The sequence below is a fragment of the Kitasatospora sp. NBC_00458 genome, from assembly GCF_036013975.1.
GTDB lineage: Bacteria > Actinomycetota > Actinomycetes > Streptomycetales > Streptomycetaceae > Kitasatospora.
The window spans coordinates 4,656,833-4,678,188 of the sequence record NZ_CP107904.1 but is presented as its reverse complement, the minus strand read 5'-3'; the positions used below and the strand labels follow the sequence as shown (position 1 = coordinate 4,678,188).

Annotated in this window: 19 protein-coding genes; 8 read left to right on the top strand and 11 right to left on the bottom strand. The window is 74.2% G+C overall.

Features of this window, described 5'->3' with window-relative positions; genetic code table 11:
- Positions 1–120: 120 nt before the first annotated feature.
- Complete coding sequence (locus tag OG550_RS19265) at positions 121–1,020, bottom strand: oxidoreductase (protein ID WP_327679194.1); 900 nt, start codon at positions 1,018–1,020, stop codon at positions 121–123.
- 57 nt (positions 1,021–1,077) lie between these two features.
- Between OG550_RS19265 and OG550_RS19260 the strand changes: the two genes are divergently transcribed.
- Positions 1,078–1,758 (top strand): DNA-binding response regulator, encoded by a 681-nt coding sequence (locus OG550_RS19260; RefSeq protein WP_327679192.1) that lies wholly within the window; start codon positions 1,078–1,080, stop codon positions 1,756–1,758.
- Here OG550_RS19260 and OG550_RS19255 read toward each other — a convergent pair.
- The 8 genes from OG550_RS19255 to hisC form a co-directional block, all read right to left on the bottom strand.
- On the bottom strand, positions 1,736–2,317 hold the full coding sequence (locus OG550_RS19255) for a Uma2 family endonuclease (RefSeq protein ID WP_327679190.1): 582 nt from the start codon (positions 2,315–2,317) through the stop codon (positions 1,736–1,738). The two genes, OG550_RS19260 and OG550_RS19255, sit on opposite strands and share 23 nt — an antisense overlap.
- Positions 2,318–2,476: 159 nt before the next feature.
- Positions 2,477–4,114, bottom strand: coding sequence for a sensor histidine kinase (locus OG550_RS19250; protein ID WP_327679188.1), 1,638 nt, complete (start codon positions 4,112–4,114; stop codon positions 2,477–2,479).
- A 16-nt stretch (positions 4,115–4,130) separates the two neighbouring features.
- Complete coding sequence (locus OG550_RS19245) at positions 4,131–4,886, bottom strand: response regulator transcription factor (protein WP_327679186.1); 756 nt, start codon at positions 4,884–4,886, stop codon at positions 4,131–4,133.
- 341 nt (positions 4,887–5,227) lie between these two features.
- A complete protein-coding gene (locus tag OG550_RS19240) occupies positions 5,228–5,863 on the bottom strand; it encodes a hypothetical protein (RefSeq protein WP_327679184.1) in 636 nt (211 codons plus the stop codon).
- 16 nt (positions 5,864–5,879) lie between these two features.
- Positions 5,880–7,094 (bottom strand): ABC transporter permease, encoded by a 1,215-nt coding sequence (locus tag OG550_RS19235; protein ID WP_327679182.1) that lies wholly within the window; start codon positions 7,092–7,094, stop codon positions 5,880–5,882.
- Complete coding sequence (locus tag OG550_RS19230) at positions 7,091–7,939, bottom strand: ABC transporter ATP-binding protein (protein ID WP_327679180.1); 849 nt, start codon at positions 7,937–7,939, stop codon at positions 7,091–7,093. The genes OG550_RS19235 and OG550_RS19230 overlap by 4 nt, the downstream gene beginning before the upstream one ends.
- Positions 7,939–9,417, bottom strand: coding sequence for an efflux RND transporter periplasmic adaptor subunit (locus tag OG550_RS19225; protein WP_327679178.1), 1,479 nt, complete (start codon positions 9,415–9,417; stop codon positions 7,939–7,941). Before OG550_RS19225 ends, OG550_RS19230 begins: the two co-directional genes overlap by 1 nt.
- A gap of 338 nt (positions 9,418–9,755) precedes the next feature.
- Complete coding sequence (gene hisC, locus OG550_RS19220; RefSeq protein WP_327679176.1) at positions 9,756–10,826, bottom strand: histidinol-phosphate transaminase; 1,071 nt, start codon at positions 10,824–10,826, stop codon at positions 9,756–9,758.
- Between the two features lie 332 nt (positions 10,827–11,158).
- On the opposite strand from hisC, the gene OG550_RS19215 reads away from it, so the two are divergent.
- From OG550_RS19215 to OG550_RS19205, 3 genes are all read left to right on the top strand, one after another.
- Positions 11,159–12,316 (top strand): LacI family DNA-binding transcriptional regulator, encoded by a 1,158-nt coding sequence (locus tag OG550_RS19215; RefSeq protein WP_078879728.1) that lies wholly within the window; start codon positions 11,159–11,161, stop codon positions 12,314–12,316.
- Between the two features lie 147 nt (positions 12,317–12,463).
- A complete protein-coding gene (locus tag OG550_RS19210; protein WP_327679175.1) occupies positions 12,464–13,786 on the top strand; it encodes a metallophosphoesterase in 1,323 nt (440 codons plus the stop codon).
- A 255-nt stretch (positions 13,787–14,041) separates the two neighbouring features.
- Entirely contained in the window at positions 14,042–14,785 is a 744-nt protein-coding gene (locus tag OG550_RS19205; RefSeq protein WP_327679174.1) for a hypothetical protein, read from the top strand.
- Between the two features lie 102 nt (positions 14,786–14,887).
- On the opposite strand, the gene OG550_RS19200 is transcribed toward OG550_RS19205, so the two are convergent.
- Positions 14,888–16,171 (bottom strand): hypothetical protein, encoded by a 1,284-nt coding sequence (locus OG550_RS19200; RefSeq protein WP_327679172.1) that lies wholly within the window; start codon positions 16,169–16,171, stop codon positions 14,888–14,890.
- Positions 16,172–16,525: 354 nt separating this feature from the next.
- Here OG550_RS19200 and OG550_RS19195 point away from each other — a divergent pair, with 354 nt between their 5' ends.
- Positions 16,526–17,107 (top strand): hypothetical protein, encoded by a 582-nt coding sequence (locus OG550_RS19195; RefSeq protein WP_327679170.1) that lies wholly within the window; start codon positions 16,526–16,528, stop codon positions 17,105–17,107.
- 83 nt (positions 17,108–17,190) lie between these two features.
- Here OG550_RS19195 and OG550_RS19190 read toward each other — a convergent pair whose 3' ends face one another.
- Positions 17,191–18,075 (bottom strand): LysR family transcriptional regulator, encoded by an 885-nt coding sequence (locus OG550_RS19190; RefSeq protein WP_327679168.1) that lies wholly within the window; start codon positions 18,073–18,075, stop codon positions 17,191–17,193.
- 128 nt (positions 18,076–18,203) lie between these two features.
- On the opposite strand from OG550_RS19190, the gene OG550_RS19185 reads away from it, so the two are divergent.
- The 3 genes from OG550_RS19185 (at position 18,204) to OG550_RS19175 (ending at position 21,348) form a co-directional block, all read left to right on the top strand.
- Entirely contained in the window at positions 18,204–18,596 is a 393-nt protein-coding gene (locus tag OG550_RS19185) for a VOC family protein (RefSeq protein WP_327679166.1), read from the top strand.
- 310 nt (positions 18,597–18,906) lie between these two features.
- Positions 18,907–20,280 (top strand): LPXTG cell wall anchor domain-containing protein, encoded by a 1,374-nt coding sequence (locus tag OG550_RS19180; RefSeq protein ID WP_327679164.1) that lies wholly within the window; start codon positions 18,907–18,909, stop codon positions 20,278–20,280.
- A 136-nt stretch (positions 20,281–20,416) separates the two neighbouring features.
- Positions 20,417–21,348 (top strand): IS5 family transposase gene (locus OG550_RS19175; protein ID WP_442906159.1). Its coding sequence is split into 2 segments (ribosomal slippage): positions 20,417–20,795 and positions 20,795–21,348, totalling 933 coding nucleotides; the frame shifts between segments, so codons are not numbered across the junction.
- Positions 21,349–21,356: the final 8 nt, after the last annotated feature.

Below are 21,356 nucleotides of genomic sequence, written 5' to 3'. Positions count from 1 at the left end.
GCGATAGTGGGACCGTCATACCGGATGGTGACCCGCCCGGCCCGCCCCGGCGCACCCCCGGCACCCGCCCCCGGCACCCGCCCGGCACCCGCCCCCGGCACCCACCCGGCACCCGCCCGGTCACGTCCTCGCGGCGTGCTCCTCGGCGAGCGCCCCCAGCTCCGCCAGGTCGACGGCGTCCAGACGCAGCCCCGCGGCGGCGATGTTCTCCACCAGGTGGGCCGGCGAGGAGGTGCCCGGGATGGCGAGGATCGCCGGCGAGAGCGCGAGCAGCCAGGCCACCATCACCTGGGCCCGGGTGGCGCCGTGGCGCTCCGCGACCCGGCGCAGCGCCGGGTGGTCGGGCACCCCGGTGCCGCCGAGCGGGTAGAAGGGGACGAAGGCGATCCCCCTGGCCTCGCAGTCGGCCAGCAGCCGGTCGCCGTCCCGGGTGTGCTCCAGCACGCTGAACTTGTTCTGCACCGCGACCACCGGCGCCAGCGCCTCCGCCTCGGCCAGCTGGCCGGCGTCGACGTTGCTGACGCCGAGGTGCCGGATCAGGCCCTCCGCGCGCAGCTCGGCCAGGGCGGCGAAGGGTTCGGCGATCGAGGACTGGCTGGGCATCCGGCGCAGGTAGACGAGGTCGAGCCGGTCCACGCCGAGCTCGCGCAGGTTGCGGTGGACGGCCGCGCGCAGGCCGTCCCGGTCGGCCGGGGCGAGCCATTCGCCCTCCGGGTCACGGCCCGGGCCGATCTTGGTGGCGATCACCAGGTCGTCCCGGTAGGGGTGCAGGGCCTGCCGGATCAGGCCGTTGGCGGAGACGTCCCGGTAGAAGTAGAACCAGGCGGTGTCGATGTGGTCGACGCCCAGCTCGGCGGCCCGCCGCAGCACCTCGCGGCTCTGCTCGGGGTCGCAGGCGGGACCGTGCCAGTCGTGGGAGGGCAGCTTCATCGCGCCGAAGCCCATCCGGGAGACCGGCAGGTCGCCGCCGAGGAGGAAGGTACCGGCGGCGGAGACATCGGGTGTGGGTGTGGTCGTCATGGCACCAAGCCTCGAACGGGCTCGCGGAGCCGCCCGCCGATCTGGCAGGTTGCTGCCATGAGTACCGATCGGATCATCACCCTGCACGGCGAGAGTGAGCTCGTCCGGCTGGCCGGACACCTCTTCGTCGCCTCGCGCGAGGAGTTCCTGGTCGCGGCCGCCGACCTGATGACCTGGTCGGCGGGCGTCAACGCGGCCTTCCGCGAGGGCAAGCGGCCGCACGTCGTCCCCGGTCTCACGATGCGCAAGCTCTACACCCGGCGCGCCCTCGCCGACCCCGAGTCACACCGGCGGCTGCTGCGGATCGCCGACTCCGGCATCGAGGTCCGGATCTCCGACGGCCCGCTCACCCGCGAGGCGATCGTCATCGACCGGCGCACCGCGATCCTGGCCGGGCCCCCGGTCCGCGGCGTCCGCACGTACACGGTGGTGAACACCCCGGAGGTCGTCGACGGCGTGCGCTCGCTCTTCCGCGCCGCCTGGGAGGCGGCCACCGACCTCGCCGGCTGCGGCACCGCCCCGCCGCCGCTGTCCGGGCAGGCCCGCCTCATCCTGCGCACCCTCGCCGCCGGCCACACCGACGAGACCGGCGCCCGGCTGCTCGGCGTCTCGCTGCGCACCTACCGGCGCCGGGTCGCCGACCTGATGACGGCCCTCGGCGCCTCCTCCCGCTTCCAGGCCGGCCTGCTCGCCCAGGGCCTGCTGGACGAACCCCTCACGCCCGACGCCCCCCGGTGACCTCCGGGCCGATCGCGAACCCCTTCGCCGGGCCCTCGGGGATCAGCGCGTCCTCGCCGTAGGGCGTCCGCACCGAGGCGGCGTACGCGCCGCGCTCGGGGTCGGGGCCGGTGAGGACGGTGACGGCGCCGCCGTCGTCGAAGTCGTCGATGATCACGTAGACCGGAATGCCCGCGGTGGCGTAGGCGCGGAGCTTGAGGACCCGGTCGCGCTGGCGGTTCTTGTGGCCCGGTGAAACGGTCTCGACCATGAGAGCGACGCCCGAAGCCAGAATCCCCAGGCCCTCGGGGTGAACGATCTCCTCCAGGTCGTCAGGCGCGACGTAGACGTCGGGGATCGTGACCTTGAGTCCGCTGATGACGTTGCCGTCGTTCCCCGGAGCCCATCCGGTACCCCGCAAATGATCATGTAGTGCGAGCAGGATCCGCCGATTGATCGTCATGTGCCGGGCCCCGCCTGCAGGTGACATCTCAATGGCTCCCTCAATGATCTCCGCGTGGAAGCCCTCGGGAACATCCATGGCCTTCCACACCTGCCACAGCGCCTGGTCCAGGTTCACGATGGTCTCCTCGGCTACGAGCGCGAACATTGAGACACCCCTCATTCCCGTCCAGTGTGATCAGCCCGCGTGATCCCACACAAGCCGCAGCCGTACGGTCGCACGCGATCGGCGGAGGGGCGGTGTGAACCAACCGGGTTCACCTGATCGGGGGGGGTTTCAGCGCTGGTGGGGGAGTTCGAGGCGGAAGGTGGCGCCGGCGCCCGGGGCGGTGTGGAGGGTGAGGGTGCCGCCGTGGGCGTGGGTGAGGGCGGTCGCGATGGCGAGGCCGAGGCCGGCGCCGCCGCGCTTGTCGGGGCGGCTGCGGGAGGCGTCGACGCGGTAGAAGCGGTGGAACACCAGGGCCGCCTGGTCCGCGGTGAGGCCGGGACCGGAGTCGGCGACCTCCAGCAGGCAGAGCCCGCCGTCGGTGCCGACCCCGATCCGCACCGGGGTGCCGGGCGGGGTGTGCTTGACCGCGTTGCCGACCAGGTTGGTGACCACCTGGCGGAGCCGGGCCTCGTCGCCGAGGACGGGCGCCGGCCCGGGCGCACCGGTGCCGGCGGGGCCGGTGAGCGCGACCGGACGGGACGGGTCGAGCGCGGTGAGGTCGTGCAGGGCGTCGGCGGCGAGGGTGCGCAGGTCCATCGGGGCGAGGTCGAGCGGGCGCTCCTCGTCGAGCCGGGCGAGCACCAGCAGGTCCTCGACCAGGGTGCCCATCCGGACGGCCTCGTTCTCGATCCGGCCCATGGTGCGCTTGACGTCGGCCTCGGCGGGGAGCGCACCCATCCGGTACAGCTCGGCGAAGCCGCGGATGCCGGCCAGCGGTGTGCGCAGCTCGTGCGAGGCGTCGGCGACGAACCGCCGCATCCGGGCCTCGGACTCGGCCCGGGCGGCGAACGCGGCCTCGATCTGGGTGAGCATGCCGTTGAGCGCGACGGACAGCCGGCCCACCTCGGTGCGCGGGTCGAACTCGGGCATCCGGTGGGAGAGGTCGCCCGCGGCGATCCGTTCGGCGCCCTCCTCGATCCGGCCGAGCGGCCGCAGCCCGGCCCGGACGGCGAAGAAGCCGAGGGCGGCGATCAGGACGAGCACGGCGCCGCCGATGCCGACGAAGGCCCGGTGCATCCGGGCGAGGGTGCCGTCGATGTCCTCGCGGGAGACGGCCACCATCAGGTAGGCGGGGGCCGGTGCGGCGAACACGCTGCCCGACTGGGCGGGCGGCCGCTGGAGCGGCAGGACCAGCGCCCGCCAGCTGCGCTGACCGCGCTGGTCGGGCAGGTCGAAGGGGGCTTCGGGGTCGGTGGCCGCGGGGTCGAAGCCGGCCAGCTGCGGAGCCGGGTCGTTCTCGGAGACGGGCTGGCGGACGACGAGCTGCACCTTGCCGTCCGCCGCGAGGTACTGGACCAGGTACTGGCTGGGCAGCGCGGCCAGGAACGGTGCTCCGGCGCGCTTGCCGCCGCCGGTTCCGGTACCGCCCCCGCCCCCGCCGCCGATGCCGCCGCCGGCACCGGCCCCGGCCCCGGCCCCGAGCCCGCCGACGGCGGCGACGGCGGGCTGCTGCTGCTTGCTCTCCTGCCAGTTCTGCCGGGTCGGGGCGCGGCGGGCGAGCGGCTCGCCGAACCGCTGCAGCTGTTCGTCGAGCCGCTGGACCAGCTGGACCCGGACGGTGCCGAGGACCACGGCGTCGCTGATCACCAGGCCGGTGGTGACCAGGACGAGCGCGAGCACCAGCAGGCGGGCGCGCAGCGACAGCCGGCCGAGCGTCCGGGACGGTCGGCGGAGCAGCGTGGTCAGCGGGAGCGGCCGGCGGCGCATGCGGGGCGGTGGCCGGTCAGGCCTGCGGCGGGCGGCGCAGCGCGTACCCGATGCCGCGCACCGTGTGGATCAGCTTGGGGCCGTGGGCCGGGCCGGAGTCGAGCTTGCGGCGCAGGTAGGAGATGTACGACTCGACGATGGAGAGGTCGCCGCCGAAGTCGTAGGCCCAGACGTGGTCGAGGATCTGCGCCTTGGAGACCACCCGGCCGACGTTGGCCATCAGGTAGTGCAGCAGCTTGAACTCGGTCGGGGAGAGCGCGACGGCGGTGCCGCCGCGGGTGACCTCGTGGGCGACCGGGTCGAGGGTGAGGTCGGCGACGATCAGCCGGCCGTCCTCGGCCGGTCCGCCGGAGCGGCGCAGGATGGCGCGGATCCGGGCGATCAGCTCCTCCAGGCTGAACGGCTTGGTGACGTAGTCGTCCGCGCCGACGGCCAGGCCCTGGACCTTGTCGCCCACACCGTCCTTGGCGGTCAGGAAGAGCACCGGCAGGTGGTCGCCGGGGTGTCCGTGGACGGGGCCGGCTATGAGGCCCCGGCTGGTCTGCTCGCGGAGCCGTTCGACGACGGTGAAGCCGTCGAGGTCGGGGAGCATCACGTCGAGGACGACCAGGTCGGGCCGCTCGGCGGCGATCAGTTCGAGGGCCTCGGCCCCGCTGGCCGCGGAGGCGACCCGGAAGCCGGAGAAGCGGAGCGAGGCGGAGAGCAGCTCGCGGATGTTCGGCTCGTCGTCGACGACGAGGAGGAAGGCCTCCCCCGGGCCGCCGTTGTTCACCGCCGGGGTTCCTGCTGTGGAAACAGTGCCTTGCACGGGGGTTCCGCCTCCCGGTCGGACGATGGCGTTCAGCTTGAGGCTAGCCCGGGGAGGCTATGAGCCATCGATGAATGTTGGATTAACACCTTATCGGGCGGTTTTACACGGACGGGCCCACAGGGTCGGCTTGGGTGGTGTGCGCACGGCTGCCGCGAGCCGAGGCGGCGGGCCGGGACCGGTCGGTCGGGGCCGCGCGGCCCGGCCCCCGGAGGAGGTCGGACCGGGCCGCGCGGGACGTCCGGGGGCCGGGGCTGGCCCGGGAGCTCCCGCCTGGGGCGGGTTCCCGGTCGCGCCCCGCGGGGTCAGCCCCCGGACGGGTTCCGGGTGCCGGCGCCGGCTGAGCCGCCGGCCCCGAAGCCGGTGGCGCCCTCGACCAGCTGGGTCGCGGCGTAGCCGCCGTCGGCGGCGGGGGTGCCGACCACGGTGACGCTCTGGCCGGGCTGGAGGTCGGTGACCTTGCCCTCCTTGTTGAGCTGGACCCTGGTGGTGTCGCCGGTGGTCACCTTCACGGTGTTGCCGTTGGCGTCGGTCAGGTAGACGGTGGTGCCGTCGACGGCCTTGACGGTGCCCCGGGTGAATCCGCCGCCCTGACCGCCCTGGCCGCCCTGTCCCTGACCGCCCTGGCCGGTCCCCGTCCCCTGGCCGCCCTGGCCGTTCCGGCGGTTGCCGTTCGCCCCGAAGCCACTGGCCGCCGCCCTGGGCTGCTGCCCGCCCGCGGCGGCCGTCCGGCCGGAGCCGGAGCCGTGGTCCCGCTGGTACCAGGCGCCGCCGGCGAACGCCGCCGTGGCGATCACCGCACCGGCCAGGACCAGCGACGCCCAGGGCAGCCGGCGGCGCGGCGGCGCGGCCAGCTCGCCGCTGACGTCACGGGCGTCCGGCGGGGTGGAGAGCAGGGCGACCTGCTCGGCGGGGGTGCGCGGCTCGATCTCGTCGCTCATGGTCTGCGGTCCTTGGTCACTCGTGGCGGAGGGCGTCGATGGGGCGCAGCGAGGCGGCCCGGTTGGCGGGGTAGCCGCCGAAGAACAGGCCGACGGCGACGGCGGTGCCGAACGCCCCGAGCACCGACTCGGGGATCACCACCGGCTCGATGCCGACGATCCTGAAGTGCGATCCGGCGAGCCCGGCCAGTACGCCGAGCCCGGCCCCGATCACCGACAGCAGCGTCGCCTCGGTCAGGAACTGCCCGAGGATCACCGCCCGCGGGGCGCCGAGCGCCTTGCGGATGCCGATCTCCCTGGTCCGCTCGGTGACGGTGACGAGCATGATGTTGGTGATCCCGATGCCGCCGACCAGCAGCGAGATCGCCGCGACCGCGCCGAGCAGCACGGTGAAGGTCCTGGTGGTGGACTCCCGGGCGGTGAGCAGCGAGGCCTGGCTGCTGATCCGGAAGTCCGCCTTGCTCGGGTCGGCGATCGCGTGGGTCCCGAGCAGGACACGGGTGATCTCCTCCTGCGCCTGCGCGGTGGACTCCGCCGAACTCGCCTGCACCAGGATCTGGTTGACCGCGCCGAAGCCGGTGAACGCGTTCTGCACGGTCGGCAGCGGGGCGATCAGCACGTCGTCCGGGTCGGTGAAGCCGGTGCCGCCCTTGGCCTGGAGCACGCCGACCACGGTGAACGGGGTACCGCCGACGGTGACGGTCCTCCCGACCGGGTCCTCGGCGGCGAAGAGCTGCTTGGCGGTGGTCGAGCCGAGCACCGCGACCTTGCGGGAGTCGAGCACGTCGTCCTGGGTGAAGTACTCGCCGTGCGCGACCTTCTGGTTGGCGGTCTCGAAGTACGCGGGGTAGGTGCCGACGATCGAGCCCGGGCTGTACGAGACGTCCCCGTACAGGGCGGTGCCGGAGGCGGTCACCACGGGCGCCACGGACTTGACCGCGTGCGCGGCGTCGGCGTCCGTCGCCAGGGCCTTCGCGTCGGCGACCGTGAGCTTCCTCGCCCCGGCGGCGGACCGCGCGCCCCCGAAGGACGACCCGGAGGTGACGGTCAGCGCGTTGGTGCCGAGCGAGGTGATCGACTCCTTCACCGCGACCGAGGAGCCGTTGCCGACGGCGAGCAGCAGGATCACCGCGGCGACGCCGATCAGCACGCCGAGCATGGTGAGGGCGGAGCGCACCTTGTTGGCGGCGAGGCCGCCGACGGCGAAGCGGAGCATCTGCCAGAGGATCACGCGGGCACCCCCGCCCCGCGCAGGGCTGGCGGCGGTCCGCCCACCGGGGCCTGGCGGACGTCGGCGACGACCGCGCCGTCCACCAGCCGGACCACCCGCTTGGCGTGCCGGGCGACCTCGTCCTCGTGGGTGATCAGCACGACCGTGCGGCCGGTGGCGTTGAGTCCGTCGATGATCGCGAGCACCTCGTCGGTCGAGCGGCTGTCCAGGTTCCCGGTGGGCTCGTCGGCGAGCAGCATCGCGGGCGCGGTGACCAGGGCGCGGGCGACCGCCACGCGCTGCTGCTGGCCGCCGGAGAGTTCGTTGGGCCGGTGCCCGGAGCGCTCGGCCAGGCCGACCAGGGAGAGCGCCGCGAGCGCCCGGCGGCGGCGTTCGGCGGCGCGGACGCCCGCGTAGGCGAGCGGGAGCTCGACCTGGGCCAGCGCGGTGGTGCGGGGGACCAGGTTGAAGGACTGGAAGATGAAGCCGATCCTGCGGTTGCGGACCAGCGCGAGCTGCTGCTCGTCCAGGTGCCCGACGTCGGTGCCGTCCAGCAGGTAGCGGCCGGAGGTCGGCACGTCGAGGCAGCCGAGGATGTTCATCAGCGTGGACTTGCCGGAGCCGGAGCTGCCCATCACCGCGACGAAGTCGCCCTGCTCGACGTCCAGGTCGACGCCCAGCGGCTCGCCGGTGACCGGGTCGTCCGGGCCCCGCAGCGCGTGCACGGTCGCGTCGCCGTGGCCGTAGGACTTGGTGAGCCGGCGGATCCGGATGACCGGCGGGGCCGCTCCCTGCGGGGCCGCTCCCGGGCGGACCGCTCCCGGGCGGACCGCTCCCGGGTGGACCGGGACGATGGCGCGGGGCATCAGCGGCCACCGCCCCGGCCGGCACCCGCGCCGCCGGCCGCGCCGCCGGCACCGCCCGCCACACCGCCGACCCCGGCCACGCCCGCGCTCCCGGCGCCCGCGCCCGCACCGCGACCGCCCTGGCCGCCGTTCGCGCCGGGGAAGGAGCCGTTGGGGAACCCGTTCGACCCGCTGGTGGAGGCCAGCTCGACCTGGTCGCCCTCGCTGAGCCCGGAGAGCACCTGCACGGTGGTGTCCCCCACCACGCCGACCCCGACGCCGACCCGCTCGGTGCTGCCGTCCGGGTGCACCAGGGTGGCGGTCCGGCTCGCACCGGTGCCGGACAGGGCCGCGGTGGGCAGCGAGAGCGCGTCGCCCGCCTCGCCGGTGACCACCGAGACGGTCGCGCTGAGCCCGGTGCGCAGCTTGGTGGTGTCCCCGGTGATCTGGAGCGTCGCCGCGTACTGGACGGCGGCCGAGCCGCCGCCGCTGCCGCTCACCGGCAGCGGGCTGACCGCCAGCACGGTGGCGTCGAGCTTGGTGTCGGACTGCGCGTTCAGCGTGACGGTGGCCGCCTCGCCCTTCTTCAGCTTCAACGAGTCCAGCTCGGAGAAGTTGGCGGTGACCTGCATCCCGGTCGGGTTGGTCAGCACGATGAAGCCGCTGGGGGCGCCGGTGCCCGAGGAGGTCGACTTGGCGGTGGTGGAGCCGCCGCCGGTCGTCCCGACGGTGTCGCCGACCTTGGCCGACACGGAGGCGACCGTGCCGTCCACGGAGGCGGTGAGCGTCGTGCCGGTGAGTGCCGCCTGGGCGTTGGCGAGGTTGGTCTGCGCGGTGGCGACCTGCTGTTCGGCCTGGGCGACCGCGGCGTCGTCGACCTTGGTGGTGGTGATCGTGGTGGTCTGCGGCTCCGGGGCGACGGCCTGCGGCGCCGGCACGGCGGCCTGCGCGGACGGACCGGTCTGCGCGGACGGGTCGGCCTGCGGGGCGGACGCGCTGCTCCCGCCCGCCCCGCGGCCCGCCGTCCCGCCGCCCGCCGAACCGGCGGCGGAGCCGGCCCCCGCGGCCGCGGACTTCGCCGGCAGCTGCTGGACGGTCGTCGTGGTGACGCCCGCCCGGGCCTTGGTGAGGTTGACCTGCGCCGTGTTCAGCGCGGACTGCGCGGCGTCCACCTGCTGCCGGGCCGCGGTGGTGTCGACGGTCGCCAGCACCTGGCCCTTGGCCACCGTGTCGCCCACCGCGACCTTGACGGCGGTGAGCCGTCCGCCCGTGGTGAAGTCCTGGGCCGCGTCGGTCGGCGACGCCAGGGTGCCGGTTCCGGACACCGTGGCCAGGACCGTGCCCTTGGCCACGGTCGCCGTCCGGGCCGGGGCCTTGGCGGTCTGCCGGTCGCCGCCGTCGTCCAGCGTGGTGTACGCCAGGGCTGCGACGCCGAGCAGCGCCACGCCGAGCGCGGAGTTGACGAGGACGGCCCCTCGCCGTCGCGGGAACACCTTCATGGCGGACAGCTTCCCGGGGCGCTCTTGGGTCGTCCTGGACGCCGGCTGGGAGATGGCTGACCGGCCGAACCGGGACGATCCGGCACGGCACGCCCGGTCCGGGCGCCCGTCTTGGCCGCCGCAGGACCGGCCGTTGACCGATCTCCCAGGAGTCTCCCAGCCATCCACAGCCACTCCTGATCCGTCCGGACGGAGCGGCCCCGCGGAGCCGCCACACGGCCCGGCCCGGCCGGGCGGAGGGCACCGAAGAGACGGGAGGGCCCCCGAACGGACGGGAGCCGGGCCGCGGCGGCGCACTGCCGCCGGACCCGGCTCCCGGAACGCCGCGGAGCGTACGGTCAGAGCTCCTTGCGGAACGCCTCCGCCACCGCGAGGAAGATCGAGTTGCCCTCGACCTCGCCGATCGAGATCCGCACGCCCTCCGGGAACGGCCGGACGATCACGCCGGCCTCGGCGCACGCGGCCGCGAAGTCCTGCGAGCGCTCGCCGAGCGCCAGCCAGACGAAGTTCGCCTGCGAGTCCGGGATCTCCCAGCCCTGGGCGCGCAGCCCGGCGACCACCCGGTTCCGCTCCTCGACCAGGGCCTCCACCCGGACCATCAGGGCCTCCTCGGCGCGCAGCGAGGCGACGGCCGCGTCCTGGGAGAGCTGGGTGACGCCGAACGGCACCGCGGTCTTGCGCAGCGCGCCCGCCACCGGCTCGTGCGCGATCGCGAAGCCGACCCGCAGACCGGCCAGGCCGTACGCCTTGGAGAAGGTGCGCAGCACGCAGACGTTGGGGCGGTCGCGGTAGAGGTCGATGCCGTTGGGCACCTCGGGGTCGCGGATGAACTCGATGTACGCCTCGTCGATGACGATCAGGACGTCGGCCGGGACGGCGTCCAGGAAGCGCTCCAGCTCGGCGCGGTGGATCACGTTGCCGGTGGGGTTGTTCGGGTTGCAGACGAAGATCAGCCGGGTCCGCTCGGTGACCGCGGCGAGCATCGCGTCGAGGTCGTGGTCGCCGCCCTCGGTCAGCGGCACCGGGACCGGGGTCGCGCCGGCGACCTGGGTGATGATCGGGTAGGCCTCGAAGGAGCGCCAGGCGAACATCACCTCGTCGCCGGGGCCGGCGGCGGAGAGGATCAGCGACTGGGCCACGCCGACGGAGCCGGTGCCGGTGGCGATGTGCTCGGCGGGGACGCCGAAGTGCTCCGCCAGCTCGGCGGTGAGCTCGGTGACGGCCATGTCCGGGTACCGGTTGAGCTTGCCCGCGGCGGCGACCGCGGCCTCCAGGACGCCGGGCAGCGGCTCGTACGGGTTCTCGTTGGAGGACAGCTTGTAGGCGTCGGCGCCGGCGGGCTTGCCGGGCTTGTAGGTGGGGATGCCGTCCAGCGTCGGCCTCAGGCGGGGGCCCTGTGCTGCGGTCACGGTCGTTCTCCTTCGTAGTCTCCGCTGCGTTCGCCCGCCACGGTCGGGATCACCGCCGTGCCCGGGAAGTCGGAACGCACCCGGTCCACCCCGGTCGGGTGCCCTGAACGATACCGATCGCGCTCACCCGTAGGAGTGAGATGCCCGGTCGGGTTACAGACGCAGATCAGCCATTCTGGCGGGTTCCTATGGCACATGTCAGAGGTAAGACGGCTGGTTTCGTGCGGGTATCGAAGGGGCGCACACAGGCTCACTCTCGGAGAAACGTATCTCCAAGGGCTCCCGATGCGCCGGTCACAGACCCTTGTCAGGAGCCATACGATCGGTCCGCCATGACAGCAGCAGCCAACCAGAGCGGTCGGCGACCCACCACCTCACGGCGTCTGGAGCGGGCCGGCATCCGGGATGTGGCAGCAGCCGCCGGAGTGTCGATCACCACCGTCTCCGACGCGCTGAACGGGAAGGGCCGCCTGCCCGACGAGACCAGAAGCCGGGTGCGCGAAGTCGCCGAGCGCCTCGGATACCGACCCTCGGCGGCCGCCCGAACCCTGCGCACCGGACGGTCCGGCCTGATCGGCCTGACCGTCACCACCTACGGCGAAGAGCCGTTCACCTTCACCGAGTTCGCCTACTTCGCCGAGATGGCCCGGGCCGCCACCAGCGCCGCCCTCGGCCGCGGCTACGCGCTGGTGGTGCTGCCCGCCTCCTCCCGGCACGACGTCTGGGGCAACATCGCCCTCGACGGCACCGTGGTGATCGACCCACCCGACCAGGACCCGCTGGTCAGCGAGCTGTACCGGTCCGGCGTCCCGGTGGTGAGCGACGGCAAGCCCGGCAACTGCCCGGTCACCGCCTGGGTCGACAACGACCACGAGGCCGCCGTGCTCGGCATCCTCGACCACCTCTCCGAGGCCGGCGCCCGCCGGATCGGCCTGCTCACCGGCACCAGCACCGACACCTACACCCGGCTCTCCACCGAGGCCTACCTCGGCTGGTGCGCCAAGGTCGGCCAGGAGCCGGTCTACGAGACCTACCCCGCGCACGACCCGGCCGCCGGCGCCGTCGCCGCCGACCGGCTGCTCGCCCGCCCCGACCGCCCGGACGCCGTCTACGGCCTCTTCGACCCCAACGGCACCGACCTGCTCGCCGCCGCCCGCCGGTACGGGCTGCGGGTGCCGGACGACCTGCTGCTGGTCTGCTGCAGCGAGAGCGACGTCTACGCCACCACCGAGCCGCCGATCACCACGCTCTCGCTCAAGCCCCGCCGGATCGGCACCACGGTGGTCAACCTGCTCATCGACGCCATCGAGGGAGTGGACTCCGGCACCGGCGTCGACATCGCCCGGCTCTTCCCGCCCCGTTTCCGCACCGCCGGCACCGGACCGCCGCCCGGCACCCTGATGCCCACCGAGCTCATCGTCCGCGCGTCCTCGCAACGGCGGAGCCCGCGCACCACGGTCAGCCCGCCCCGCCCGCCGGGCGAGGTGTGACCCCGCGACGGCGCCCCTCGGGGTCGCGGTCTAGACCATGCCCAGTCGGGACAAAACGGACCTGACGGACCGCCCGGCTGACGCTCCGGAGGATTGGATACCCACCAGGTGACGACGCCGGGAGAGTGGTCTTCCTATGATGGGCGAATGACACCCGAGGACCGCTTCCCCGGGCCTGAACACCCGGACTCAGGCCCCCGCCACCAGCCGGACCTCGACGTGCTGCCATACGGCACCTATTACGAACCGGAGCCCGCCGTCGGCTACTCCGAGACCCCGTACGAGGCCGAGACCTACAGCGGCTACGGCGGAGCCCGGTACCTCGAACAGCACTGGCCGGCCCCCGGGGCGGAGCACGGCACCGGCCCCGGCGGCCAGACCGTGCACGCCCACGGACCCGTCGACGGCCACCCCGGCGCCCACGCCGACGGCCACGGCCCGCACGGCGACGGCCACGGCTCCCACGGCGGGCACCCCGGCTACGAAGCGGGCTACGAACCGCCGGCGCCGGCCGACCGCCCCGCGCACGCGCACGCCGGCCACCAGAACCACCCCGACCACCGGGAAGGGCAGGGCGACGACCCGCCGACCATCGAACTCGGCCCCCCGCTCGCCGAACCGGGCCTGGCCTACCACCCCTACCCGGCCCCCGGCCCCGGTGAGCCGCCCGGCCCGCTCTACGTCGTCGGCGACGTCCACGGCTACCTCGACGAACTCCTCGCCGCCCTGCGCCACCAGGGCCTGATCGACGCCGACGGCCACTGGTCCGCCGGCCGCTCCCGGATCTGGTTCCTCGGCGACTTCACCGACCGCGGCCCGGACGGCATCGGCGTCATCGACCTGGTCATGCAGCTCGCCGCCGAGGCCGCCGCCGCCGGCGGCTACTGCCGCGCCCTGATGGGCAATCACGAACTGCTCTTCCTCGGCGCCGCCCGGTACGGCGACGAGCCCGTCCAGTCCACCGCCGGCACCGCCTCCTTCCTCGCCGCCTGGCGGCTCAACGGCGGCCAGCAGCACGACCTGGAACGGCTGGAGGCCCACCACATCAGCTGGCTCTCCCGGCTGCCCGCCATCGCGCTGGAGGACGGCCACCTGCTGCTGCACTCCGACACCACCGCGTACCTGGAGTACGGCGAGTCCATCGCCGAGGTGAACGACGCCGTCCACGACCTGCTCGCGGACGAGGGCGTCGACGAGTGGTGGGACTGCTTCCGGCGCTTCACCAAGCGCTTCGCCTTCCGCGGCGACTCCGGCCCGACGGCCGTCCGCGAACTGCTGGCCTCCTACGGCGGCGCGCGGGTCGTGCACGGGCACAGCCCGATCCCGTACCTCACCGGAGCGGTCCACTCCGACGACGGCCTGCCGCCGCACATCCCCGGCCCGTACGTCTACGCGGACGACCTGGCCGTCGCCATGGACGGCGGAGTCACCATGGACGGCCGGCTGCTCGTCGCCAGGCTGCCCATCTGACGCCCGGAACACCACGGGGCCGGACCGTTCACGGTCCGGCCCCGACCGTTTGACGCAGCGTCGGCCGAACGTGCGTTCCCGGCGCCCGGACCGGAGCGCCCGCGCGGCCGGGGCGCGAAATTCCGGAAAGCCACTGTCGATCCGGCCCCACCCGCCCCTACCATCAGGGACACACCACACCCGGCCGCCCGTGTGGCGGCCCGTCTCCGCGCCCCGGCCCCGCTCACGTGCGGGGCGGAGCGAACGGGGTTCTGCATGAACGGGGTCCCCATGAACGACGCCCCGCACCTGCTCGCCGAGGACCGCCCGGACTTCGAGCGCCTCCTCGACGAAGCACTGCGCGACGACACCGTCCTCACCGCCCTGCGCGCGCCCGGCGCGCCCACCTCCGACCAGCTGCGCGCCCGCGCACTGCACGAGGCCGACACCGCCGCCGCCCCGGCGGCCACCGAGTACGAGCACTACCTGCGCCTGCGCGAGAACCTGCACGCCGCGCCGTCCCCGCACGGACCGCCCGGCCCGGCCGGCGAACACACCGCGCCCGGGCTGCTCGCCCAGCTGAGCTCGGCCGACGGCGGAGCGGGGCTCATCCCCGTGCTCACCGTGCTCACCCCGATCCTCGCCTGGGCCGCCGCACTCGTGCTGCTCCTGCTCGGCTACGGCCTGCGCGCCGCCGACCCGGACCTCGCGCTCGGCCGCTCCCTGCTCACCGCGGGCTGGCTGGCGCTCGCCGCCGGGGTGGCCGCGATGGCCGTGGGCATCGTCGGGCTGATCCTCACCGCCCTGCGGGACGGCTCCGCCGCGCCCGTCCCGGCCGGCGCCGATCCGGAGCTCGCCGCCGAACTCGCCGACGCCCGGGCCGACTGGCAGCGCGCGCTGCGGGGGCGGGCCCTGCCCCCCTACCTGGCCGCCGCCGCCCGGGCCGGCGGGTCGGCCGGCGGCGGGTCCGGCGGCGACGGAGTCGCCTCGCACGCCCTCACCGGCCCCGACGACCGCTGACCGACGACCGGGGCGGCCCGCCGGACGCGCTCCGACGGACACGGCCCGCTCCCGGGAGGACGGCCTCCGGGGAGCGGGCCGCGGAACCGGGCCGGTCGCGGGTCAGCTGCTGCGGCGCCGGGCCCGTCGGGTCAGCACCAGCGCGGCGCCGCCGACCGCCAGCAGCGTGGCCGCGACGGCCGCCGGGACGACGGGGTCCGAGGAGCCGGTGTCGGCCAGCTCGGGCCCGGCCGCCTTCGCGGGGGACGGCTTGGCGGCCGTCGGCGTGACGGCGGCCGGCGTGACGGCGGCCTTGGTCGCCGACGGGGTCGCGGCGGCCGGGGTCGCGGCCGGCGTGGTCGCGGCGGGCGTGGCCGCCTTGCTCGGCGTGCCGGTCGCGGCCGGGGAGGCCGCGTCCGTGTCCACGCAGGCGGGGGCGCCGTCGACCGGCGTCGTGCTGAGCGCCTGCTCGGTCCACAGCAGCACCGGGCCCGCGCCCGGGTAGTAGCCGAAGGCCAGCTTGCTGTCCTGGGTGTTGACCTTGAAGTTCTTCCCGAGGGTGATCCGGACGTCGAGCGACCGGTTGCCGACCGGGCCGGACGCCCACTTCGTCGTGTCGACGGAGCCGCCGACCATGCCGACCGCGCCCAGCGGGACCTTGTGCCAGCTGCCGTCCCGCGAGTCCTGGACCTCCACCCGGGCGTCACAGGCGGCCGGGCCCTCCATCGAGCCGACCTCCTGGCCCGCCCAGAGGAAGAAGGACGGCGCCCGGAGGTGCCAGTCGAACCCGTTGGCGGACTTGATCGAGACCTTGAAGGCGTGCGGCTTCCCGTCCGCCGGGACCGGCTTCGGCAGCCCCTCGATCGTGGTGGAGAGGCCGGTCACCTTGACCGTCTTCCCGGTGCGCGAGACCCATTCCCCGGCCTGTCCGTCCCGGCCGAACGCGGGAGTCAGGAAGGCCTCCAGGTCGAGGTCCGTGACCGGACCGGGCTGCGCGGACTGCACCAGCTTGAGCCGGAGCTTGAAGGTCCGCGCGGCGTGCGGCTGGACCTCCACCGCGGCACCGGTCAGGTCGGCGGCCGTCCCCTCGTGGCCGCCGGTGCCGCCGCCCAGGTCCTGCGCCACGAGCTTCACCGGCTGCCAGGCACCGGACTCGCCGTCCGCGTACTCGGCGACGACCTGGTCGACACCGAGCTGCTGGGAGCCGATGTAGACGACCAGGTGCTCGGCGGTGGCCGCCTGGTCGGCGTCGTTCTTCACCGTCAGCGTCCCCTCGGACCAGCCGCCGCCGGGCTCGACGGAGGCGAACCCGTCGATCCGCACGCTGTGGGGGGAGGCGCCGGGCGCCGCCTGGGCGGGGACGACGAGCGCGAGCGGGGACGCCACCAGCGCAGCGGCCATGAGCACATGACGAATTCTCACATCAACCCCGGAAGTCCGAATCGGCCGCGCATTTCCCTGGCGGCTGCGCGAGGATTCCCCCCCTCACGCGGGCGGCAGACTATCTGATCTTCATGTTGGAATGTCAACCAACTATTTCGGCAAGGCCATTCGACACAAATCGACAAATGCACCTCACATCTCCGGCTCCGCTCTCCGCTCCTTCGCCCTCCCCGGCCTCCCCGGCCTCCTCCTCGCCGCCTCGGCCCTCCCCCCGCCGGGGGAGGCGGTTCACCCCCGGTGACGACGTCCCCGACCGCCCCGCACTGGAATCGTCGGAACCAGCCGGGCCACCGCCGCCCGCCGACCCGAGGGGACGCGATGAACACCCACACCACCCTGGAGAAGCTGCACGGCCGGACCGCCCCCGGAGTGCCGCGCTGGGCCGTGCGGACCGCCTGGGCCACCAGCCTGACCGCACTGCCCGCGGGCCTCTGGCGGATCGCCGCGTTCACCTTCGGCGCCCCGCTGCTGGAGCCGGCCGCCGGGGCGGACCCGGAGTCCGGGGGCCTGTGGTGGTTCGTGATCGTGCTCAGCCTGGTCAGCGAGGCGCTGGCCTTCCTCGCCTTCGGACTGGTCAGCACCTGGGGCGAACGGTGGCCGCGCTGGATCCCGTTCCTCGGCGGACGCCCCGTCCCGGTCCCGGCCGCGGTGGTCCCCGCCGGCCTCGGCGCCGTCGCGCTGATGATCCTCCCGTACTCCCTGCTGATGGGCGCCTTCGGACTGGACCTCACCGGCGAGTCGAGCGGCCTCGTCACCCACGGCTACCAGACCGTCCTCTTCTGGGCGTCCTACCTGCCGCTCGGCCTCTGGGGCCCGCTGCTCGCCGTCCTGACCGTGCACTACTACCGGCGCCGCACCGGGGACGCCGCCCGCCGGCCGTCCGCCGTACTCGCCGCCTGAACCGCCGGACCAGCCCTGAACAGCCCGGACCGCCCGACCCCGGTGCGGCGCCCGTGAGGCCCTCCCCCGACCTCCCCCCGGCCCTACGGCACCGCGACCTCCGCGGCCGCCCGGACGAACTCCCGCACCCGGGCGTTGGTGTTGCCCTCCAGCCAGACGGGCCCGCGCTCGATCGGCGGCGCGTCGCGGATCGGCACGTAGGCGAGGTCGGGCCGCGGGTAGTACTGCCGGGAGTGCTCCCCGACCGGCAGCACACCCCGGCCGAGCGCGACCAGGGTCAGCATCTCGGAGAAGGTCCCGCCGGCCGGGCCCTTCGGCACCGGACGCCCGGACGGCGTGCGGTCGGGCGTGCGGTCCCGTTTGAAGGCCGCCGAGGTCACCGCCGGGTACTGCACCACCGGATGGTCCGCGAGCACCTCCAGCGACACCGACTCCTCGCCCGCCAGCGGATGGCCGGCCGCCACCGCCAGCACCCGGCGCTCGGTCATCAGCACCGGCCCGCAGGCCATCCCGTCGAACGGGTAGGACGCGATCAGGACGTCCACCGAACCGTCCAGCAGGCCGGAGCGGGTGTTCGCCAACTGGGCCTCGCGGACGTCCACCCGGCAGTCCGGGTGCCGTGCGGTGAACAGCGCCACCGCCTTCAGCAGCACCGGCGCCGTCCCCTCCCCGAGGAAGGCCACCCGCAGCTCCCCGGTGACGCCGCGGTTCGCGTCCACCGCCCGGCGCACCGCCTCCTCCATCCCCGTCACCAGCGGCGCCAGGTCGTCCGCCAGCCGCCGGCCCACCGGGGTGATCCGGACCGTCCGGCTGGTCCGCTCGAACAGCGGACCGCCGACCCTCCGTTCGAGCTGCCGCACCACCTGGCTGATCCGGCCGGTGGTGAGCAGCAGGCGCTCGGCCGTCCGGCCGAAGTGCAGTTCCTCGGCGAGCGTCAGGAAGACCTCGACCTCCAGCCGTTCCAGCACCGGCCCCACCCCTCTCCGGCGTTTACCCCGGCTCAACGATCCTTGACCGATCCCGCCTTGATGGCACCGGCCGCCCGGCGGATCGTAGAGGACACCACCCGGTACCGCCTCCCAGCCTGGAGCCCCCCATGACCGCCGTCCGCGTCAAGGCCTTCGACCACCTCGTGCTCAACGTCGGCGACGTCGAGCGCTCGCTGGAGTTCTACGCCGGCCTGCTCGGCCTGGAGCCCGTCCGCGTCGACGAGTGGCGGGCCGGACAGGCCCCCTTCCCCTCGATCCGGATCACCCCCGAGACCATCATCGACCTGACCGGCGGCCCCCGCGGCGGGTCCAACGTCGACCACATCTGCCTCACCGTCGACCCGCTCGACTGGCAGGAGGTCATCGACTCCGGCGTCTTCACCGTCCTGGAGGGCCCCGTCCCCCGCTACGGCGCGCGCGGCACCGCCACCTCCGTCTACGTCCAGGACCCGGACGGCAACACCGTCGAACTCCGCTGGTACCCGGAGGACGCCGCCTGAACCGCTCGACGGCAGGCCCGTGAACGGGTCGGGGCCGCGCCGGTACAGGGGTCCGGCGCGGCCTCGACCACCGACGACACCGTTCGTCAGTGCCCCGTCCACCCGGCGGAAACCCGGACGAGGCCGTCGGCGGACGATCCGCGGTCCGTCCCACCGCGGTGGCGGAGAACCGTGGTGACGAATGCGCCTCGGTACGCATACGCTGCTGCCGAGAGGATCTTCCTGTCGCACCCGTAGCGCCCGTTCAGAGGCCACGGAGCGGTCCTCGGCACACATCCGCATTCGGTTCTTCACCCGGGGGAACACCACCTTGTCCGTGCGCTCGTCCGCCCACGCCCGCCTCCTCGCCGCCACCACGCTGGTGATCGCCGTCGGCGCCGCCGCGCTCGTCCCGGCGACCGCCCATGCCCAGGCCCCGGCCGTCGGCACCACCCCGACCGCCCCGGCCGCCGCCCCCGCGACCGCCCCGGCCCCGAACGCCGCCAAGCCGCTGGTGGCCACCCTGGAGCCGAACGCGGGACAGGCCCCGCTGACCCGCGGCGGCGTCGGTGCGGCCCTGACCATGACCGTGACCAACGACTCCGACCAGGAGCAGCGGTTCCACCCGGCGGTGGCCGTGAAGCCGGTGGGCGGCGACACCAAGTCGTGGACCTGGATCGAACTCGATGCCAAGGCGATCTCCGCACCCGACACCTGGGACATCGCGACCTGGGGGAACGACGGCTTCGCCGGCGCCATCGTGCCCAAGGGCGGGATGGCCTCCAAGCCCTTCACCGTGCCGGCCCGCACGACCTACACCTGGGCGGTCTCCTTCGACGTCAAGGCCTCGCTCCCGGCCGACGTCACCGCGCTGACCGTCACGCTGCTCAACGACGAGGGCGACAGCACCAACAGCGCCCCGCTGACCCTGCCGGTCGCCGCCCCCACGGGCGCCCTCCACCAGGACTTCGCCGACCTCCAGGGCACCGTGTCGTACCGGAAGCCGTTCGAGACCGACCTCCTCCTGACCAACAACGGCGGGCCCGTCGAAGCGGCGATCACCCCGACGCTCCGCTTCGGCGACGGCTCCCGCAAGGTCCCGGCCGACCTCAAGCTGGAGGTGAAGCAGGGCGGCTCCTGGGTCACCGTCCCCGGCACCGACAACGTCTGGAAGCTGCCTCCCGTGACCGGCGGTCTCGGCAAGGGCGCGACCCACCACTACCCGCTGCGGCTGTCGCTGAACGGCTACACCGGGGAGTGGAACAGCCTGTCCGAGACGCTCAGCCTCCTCCCGGACACCGACCAGGGCCCGGTCTACACCATCATCAAGGCGTCGCTGACCGTGGACGGCACCCCCGTCCCGTCCCCCCAGCCGTCCGCCTCCACCGCCCAGCCCAGCCCGGGCGCGCCGTCCACCGCGCCCGGTGCCGGCGCGACCACCGCCCCGTCGAAGGCCACGACCCCCGGCACGGCGCCCGCCACGGCTGCGGCCACGGCCACGGCCCCGACCACCGCGCCCGGCAACCAGGCCGTCCCGGCGGCGCACACCTCCCCCTCCCCGACCTCCACCGCGGCCGGTACCCACCTGGCGGCCACCGGCGCCGGAAACACCGGCGCCCTGCTCGGTACGGGCGGCGTCCTGGTGCTGCTCGGCGCGGGCGCGGTCCTCTACACGAAGCGCCGCCGGACCCAGGCCCGGGGCTGACCCGTCACCGGTGCCCCCGGACGGCCGTCGCCGTCCGGGGGCACCGGCGTCCGGGGGAAACGCGGAAGGGCCGTACCGGCTAGGACTTGTCCGGCCGATCATGTGACTATCGCCCGTCTTGTTCGTTGGTTCGGGCATGGGGCGGGGAGATCTGACGGATGCCGAGTGGGAACGGCTGAGGCCGTTCCTGCCGGTCAGCAATAGGCGTTGTGGCCGGTGGCGGGACCACCGGCAGGTGATCGACGGGATTCTTCACCGGGTGCGGACCGGGGTGCACTGGCGCGATCTGCCCGAGCGGTTCGGGCCCTGGAAGACGGTCTACGAGCGCCATCGGCTGTGGTCGGCCGACGGCACCTGGGAACGCCTGCTGCAACAGGTCCAGGCCGCGGCCGACGCGGCCGGCGACATCGACTGGGACATCTCGGTCGACTCCACCGTCGTGCGCGCACACCAGCACGCGGCCGGCGCCCGGAGCGACCCGCCACCAGCCCTTGGACCAAAGGGGGATGGGCAGGGAGAACACCAGGACGAGACGCCGTGGCAGAGCCTCGTCGACCGCCTGGCGGAGGTGGTGCGGGAGGCGAGGGCCTGGGCCGCTCGCGCGGCGGCTTCACCACCAAGGTCCACCTGAGCGCGGACGGCCGCTGCCGCCCGCTGTCCCTGATCATCACCGCGGGACAGCGGGCGGACTGCACACAGTTCGAACCCGTCCTGGAGAAGATCCGGGTCCCGCGGACCGGCCCGGGCAGGCCCCGCAAGAGACCCGACAGCCTGGCCGCCGACAAGGCCTACAGCAACCGGCCGTGCCGCGCCTGCCTGCGCAGGCGCGGAATCCGGCACACCATCCCCGAGAAGACGGACAGCCGCGCCGCCCGCCTGCGCAAAGGCTCACGCGGCGGACGGCCACCAGGCTTCGACGAGGAGCGATACAAGAAGCGCAACACCGTCGAACGGGCCATCAACAAGCTCAAGCACGCCCGAGCCGTCGCCACCCGATACGACAAACGCGGATACGTCTACCTCGGCACCGTCACCGCAGCAGCCCTTGTTATCTGGCTCCGCACATGATCGACCGG

What these genes read in the sequence shown, in the direction of transcription:
- OG550_RS19210 (WP_327679175.1), top strand. Translation starts at nt 12,464, where the DNA reads ATGACACCCGAGGACCGCTTCCCCGGGCCTGAACACCCGGACTCAGGC.
- OG550_RS19260 (WP_327679192.1), top strand. Translation starts at nt 1,078, where the DNA reads ATGAGTACCGATCGGATCATCACCCTGCACGGCGAGAGTGAGCTCGTC.
- OG550_RS19265 (WP_327679194.1), bottom strand. Translation starts at nt 1,020, where the DNA reads ATGACGACCACACCCACACCCGATGTCTCCGCCGCCGGTACCTTCCTC.
- OG550_RS19250 (WP_327679188.1), bottom strand. Translation starts at nt 4,114, where the DNA reads ATGCGCCGCCGGCCGCTCCCGCTGACCACGCTGCTCCGCCGACCGTCC.
- OG550_RS19185 (WP_327679166.1), top strand. Translation starts at nt 18,204, where the DNA reads ATGACCGCCGTCCGCGTCAAGGCCTTCGACCACCTCGTGCTCAACGTC.
- OG550_RS19240 (WP_327679184.1), bottom strand. Translation starts at nt 5,863, where the DNA reads ATGAGCGACGAGATCGAGCCGCGCACCCCCGCCGAGCAGGTCGCCCTG.
- OG550_RS19230 (WP_327679180.1), bottom strand. Translation starts at nt 7,939, where the DNA reads ATGCCCCGCGCCATCGTCCCGGTCCACCCGGGAGCGGTCCGCCCGGGA.
- OG550_RS19205 (WP_327679174.1), top strand. Translation starts at nt 14,042, where the DNA reads ATGAACGGGGTCCCCATGAACGACGCCCCGCACCTGCTCGCCGAGGAC.
- OG550_RS19215 (WP_078879728.1), top strand. Translation starts at nt 11,159, where the DNA reads ATGACAGCAGCAGCCAACCAGAGCGGTCGGCGACCCACCACCTCACGG.
- OG550_RS19225 (WP_327679178.1), bottom strand. Translation starts at nt 9,417, where the DNA reads ATGAAGGTGTTCCCGCGACGGCGAGGGGCCGTCCTCGTCAACTCCGCG.
- OG550_RS19195 (WP_327679170.1), top strand. Translation starts at nt 16,526, where the DNA reads ATGAACACCCACACCACCCTGGAGAAGCTGCACGGCCGGACCGCCCCC.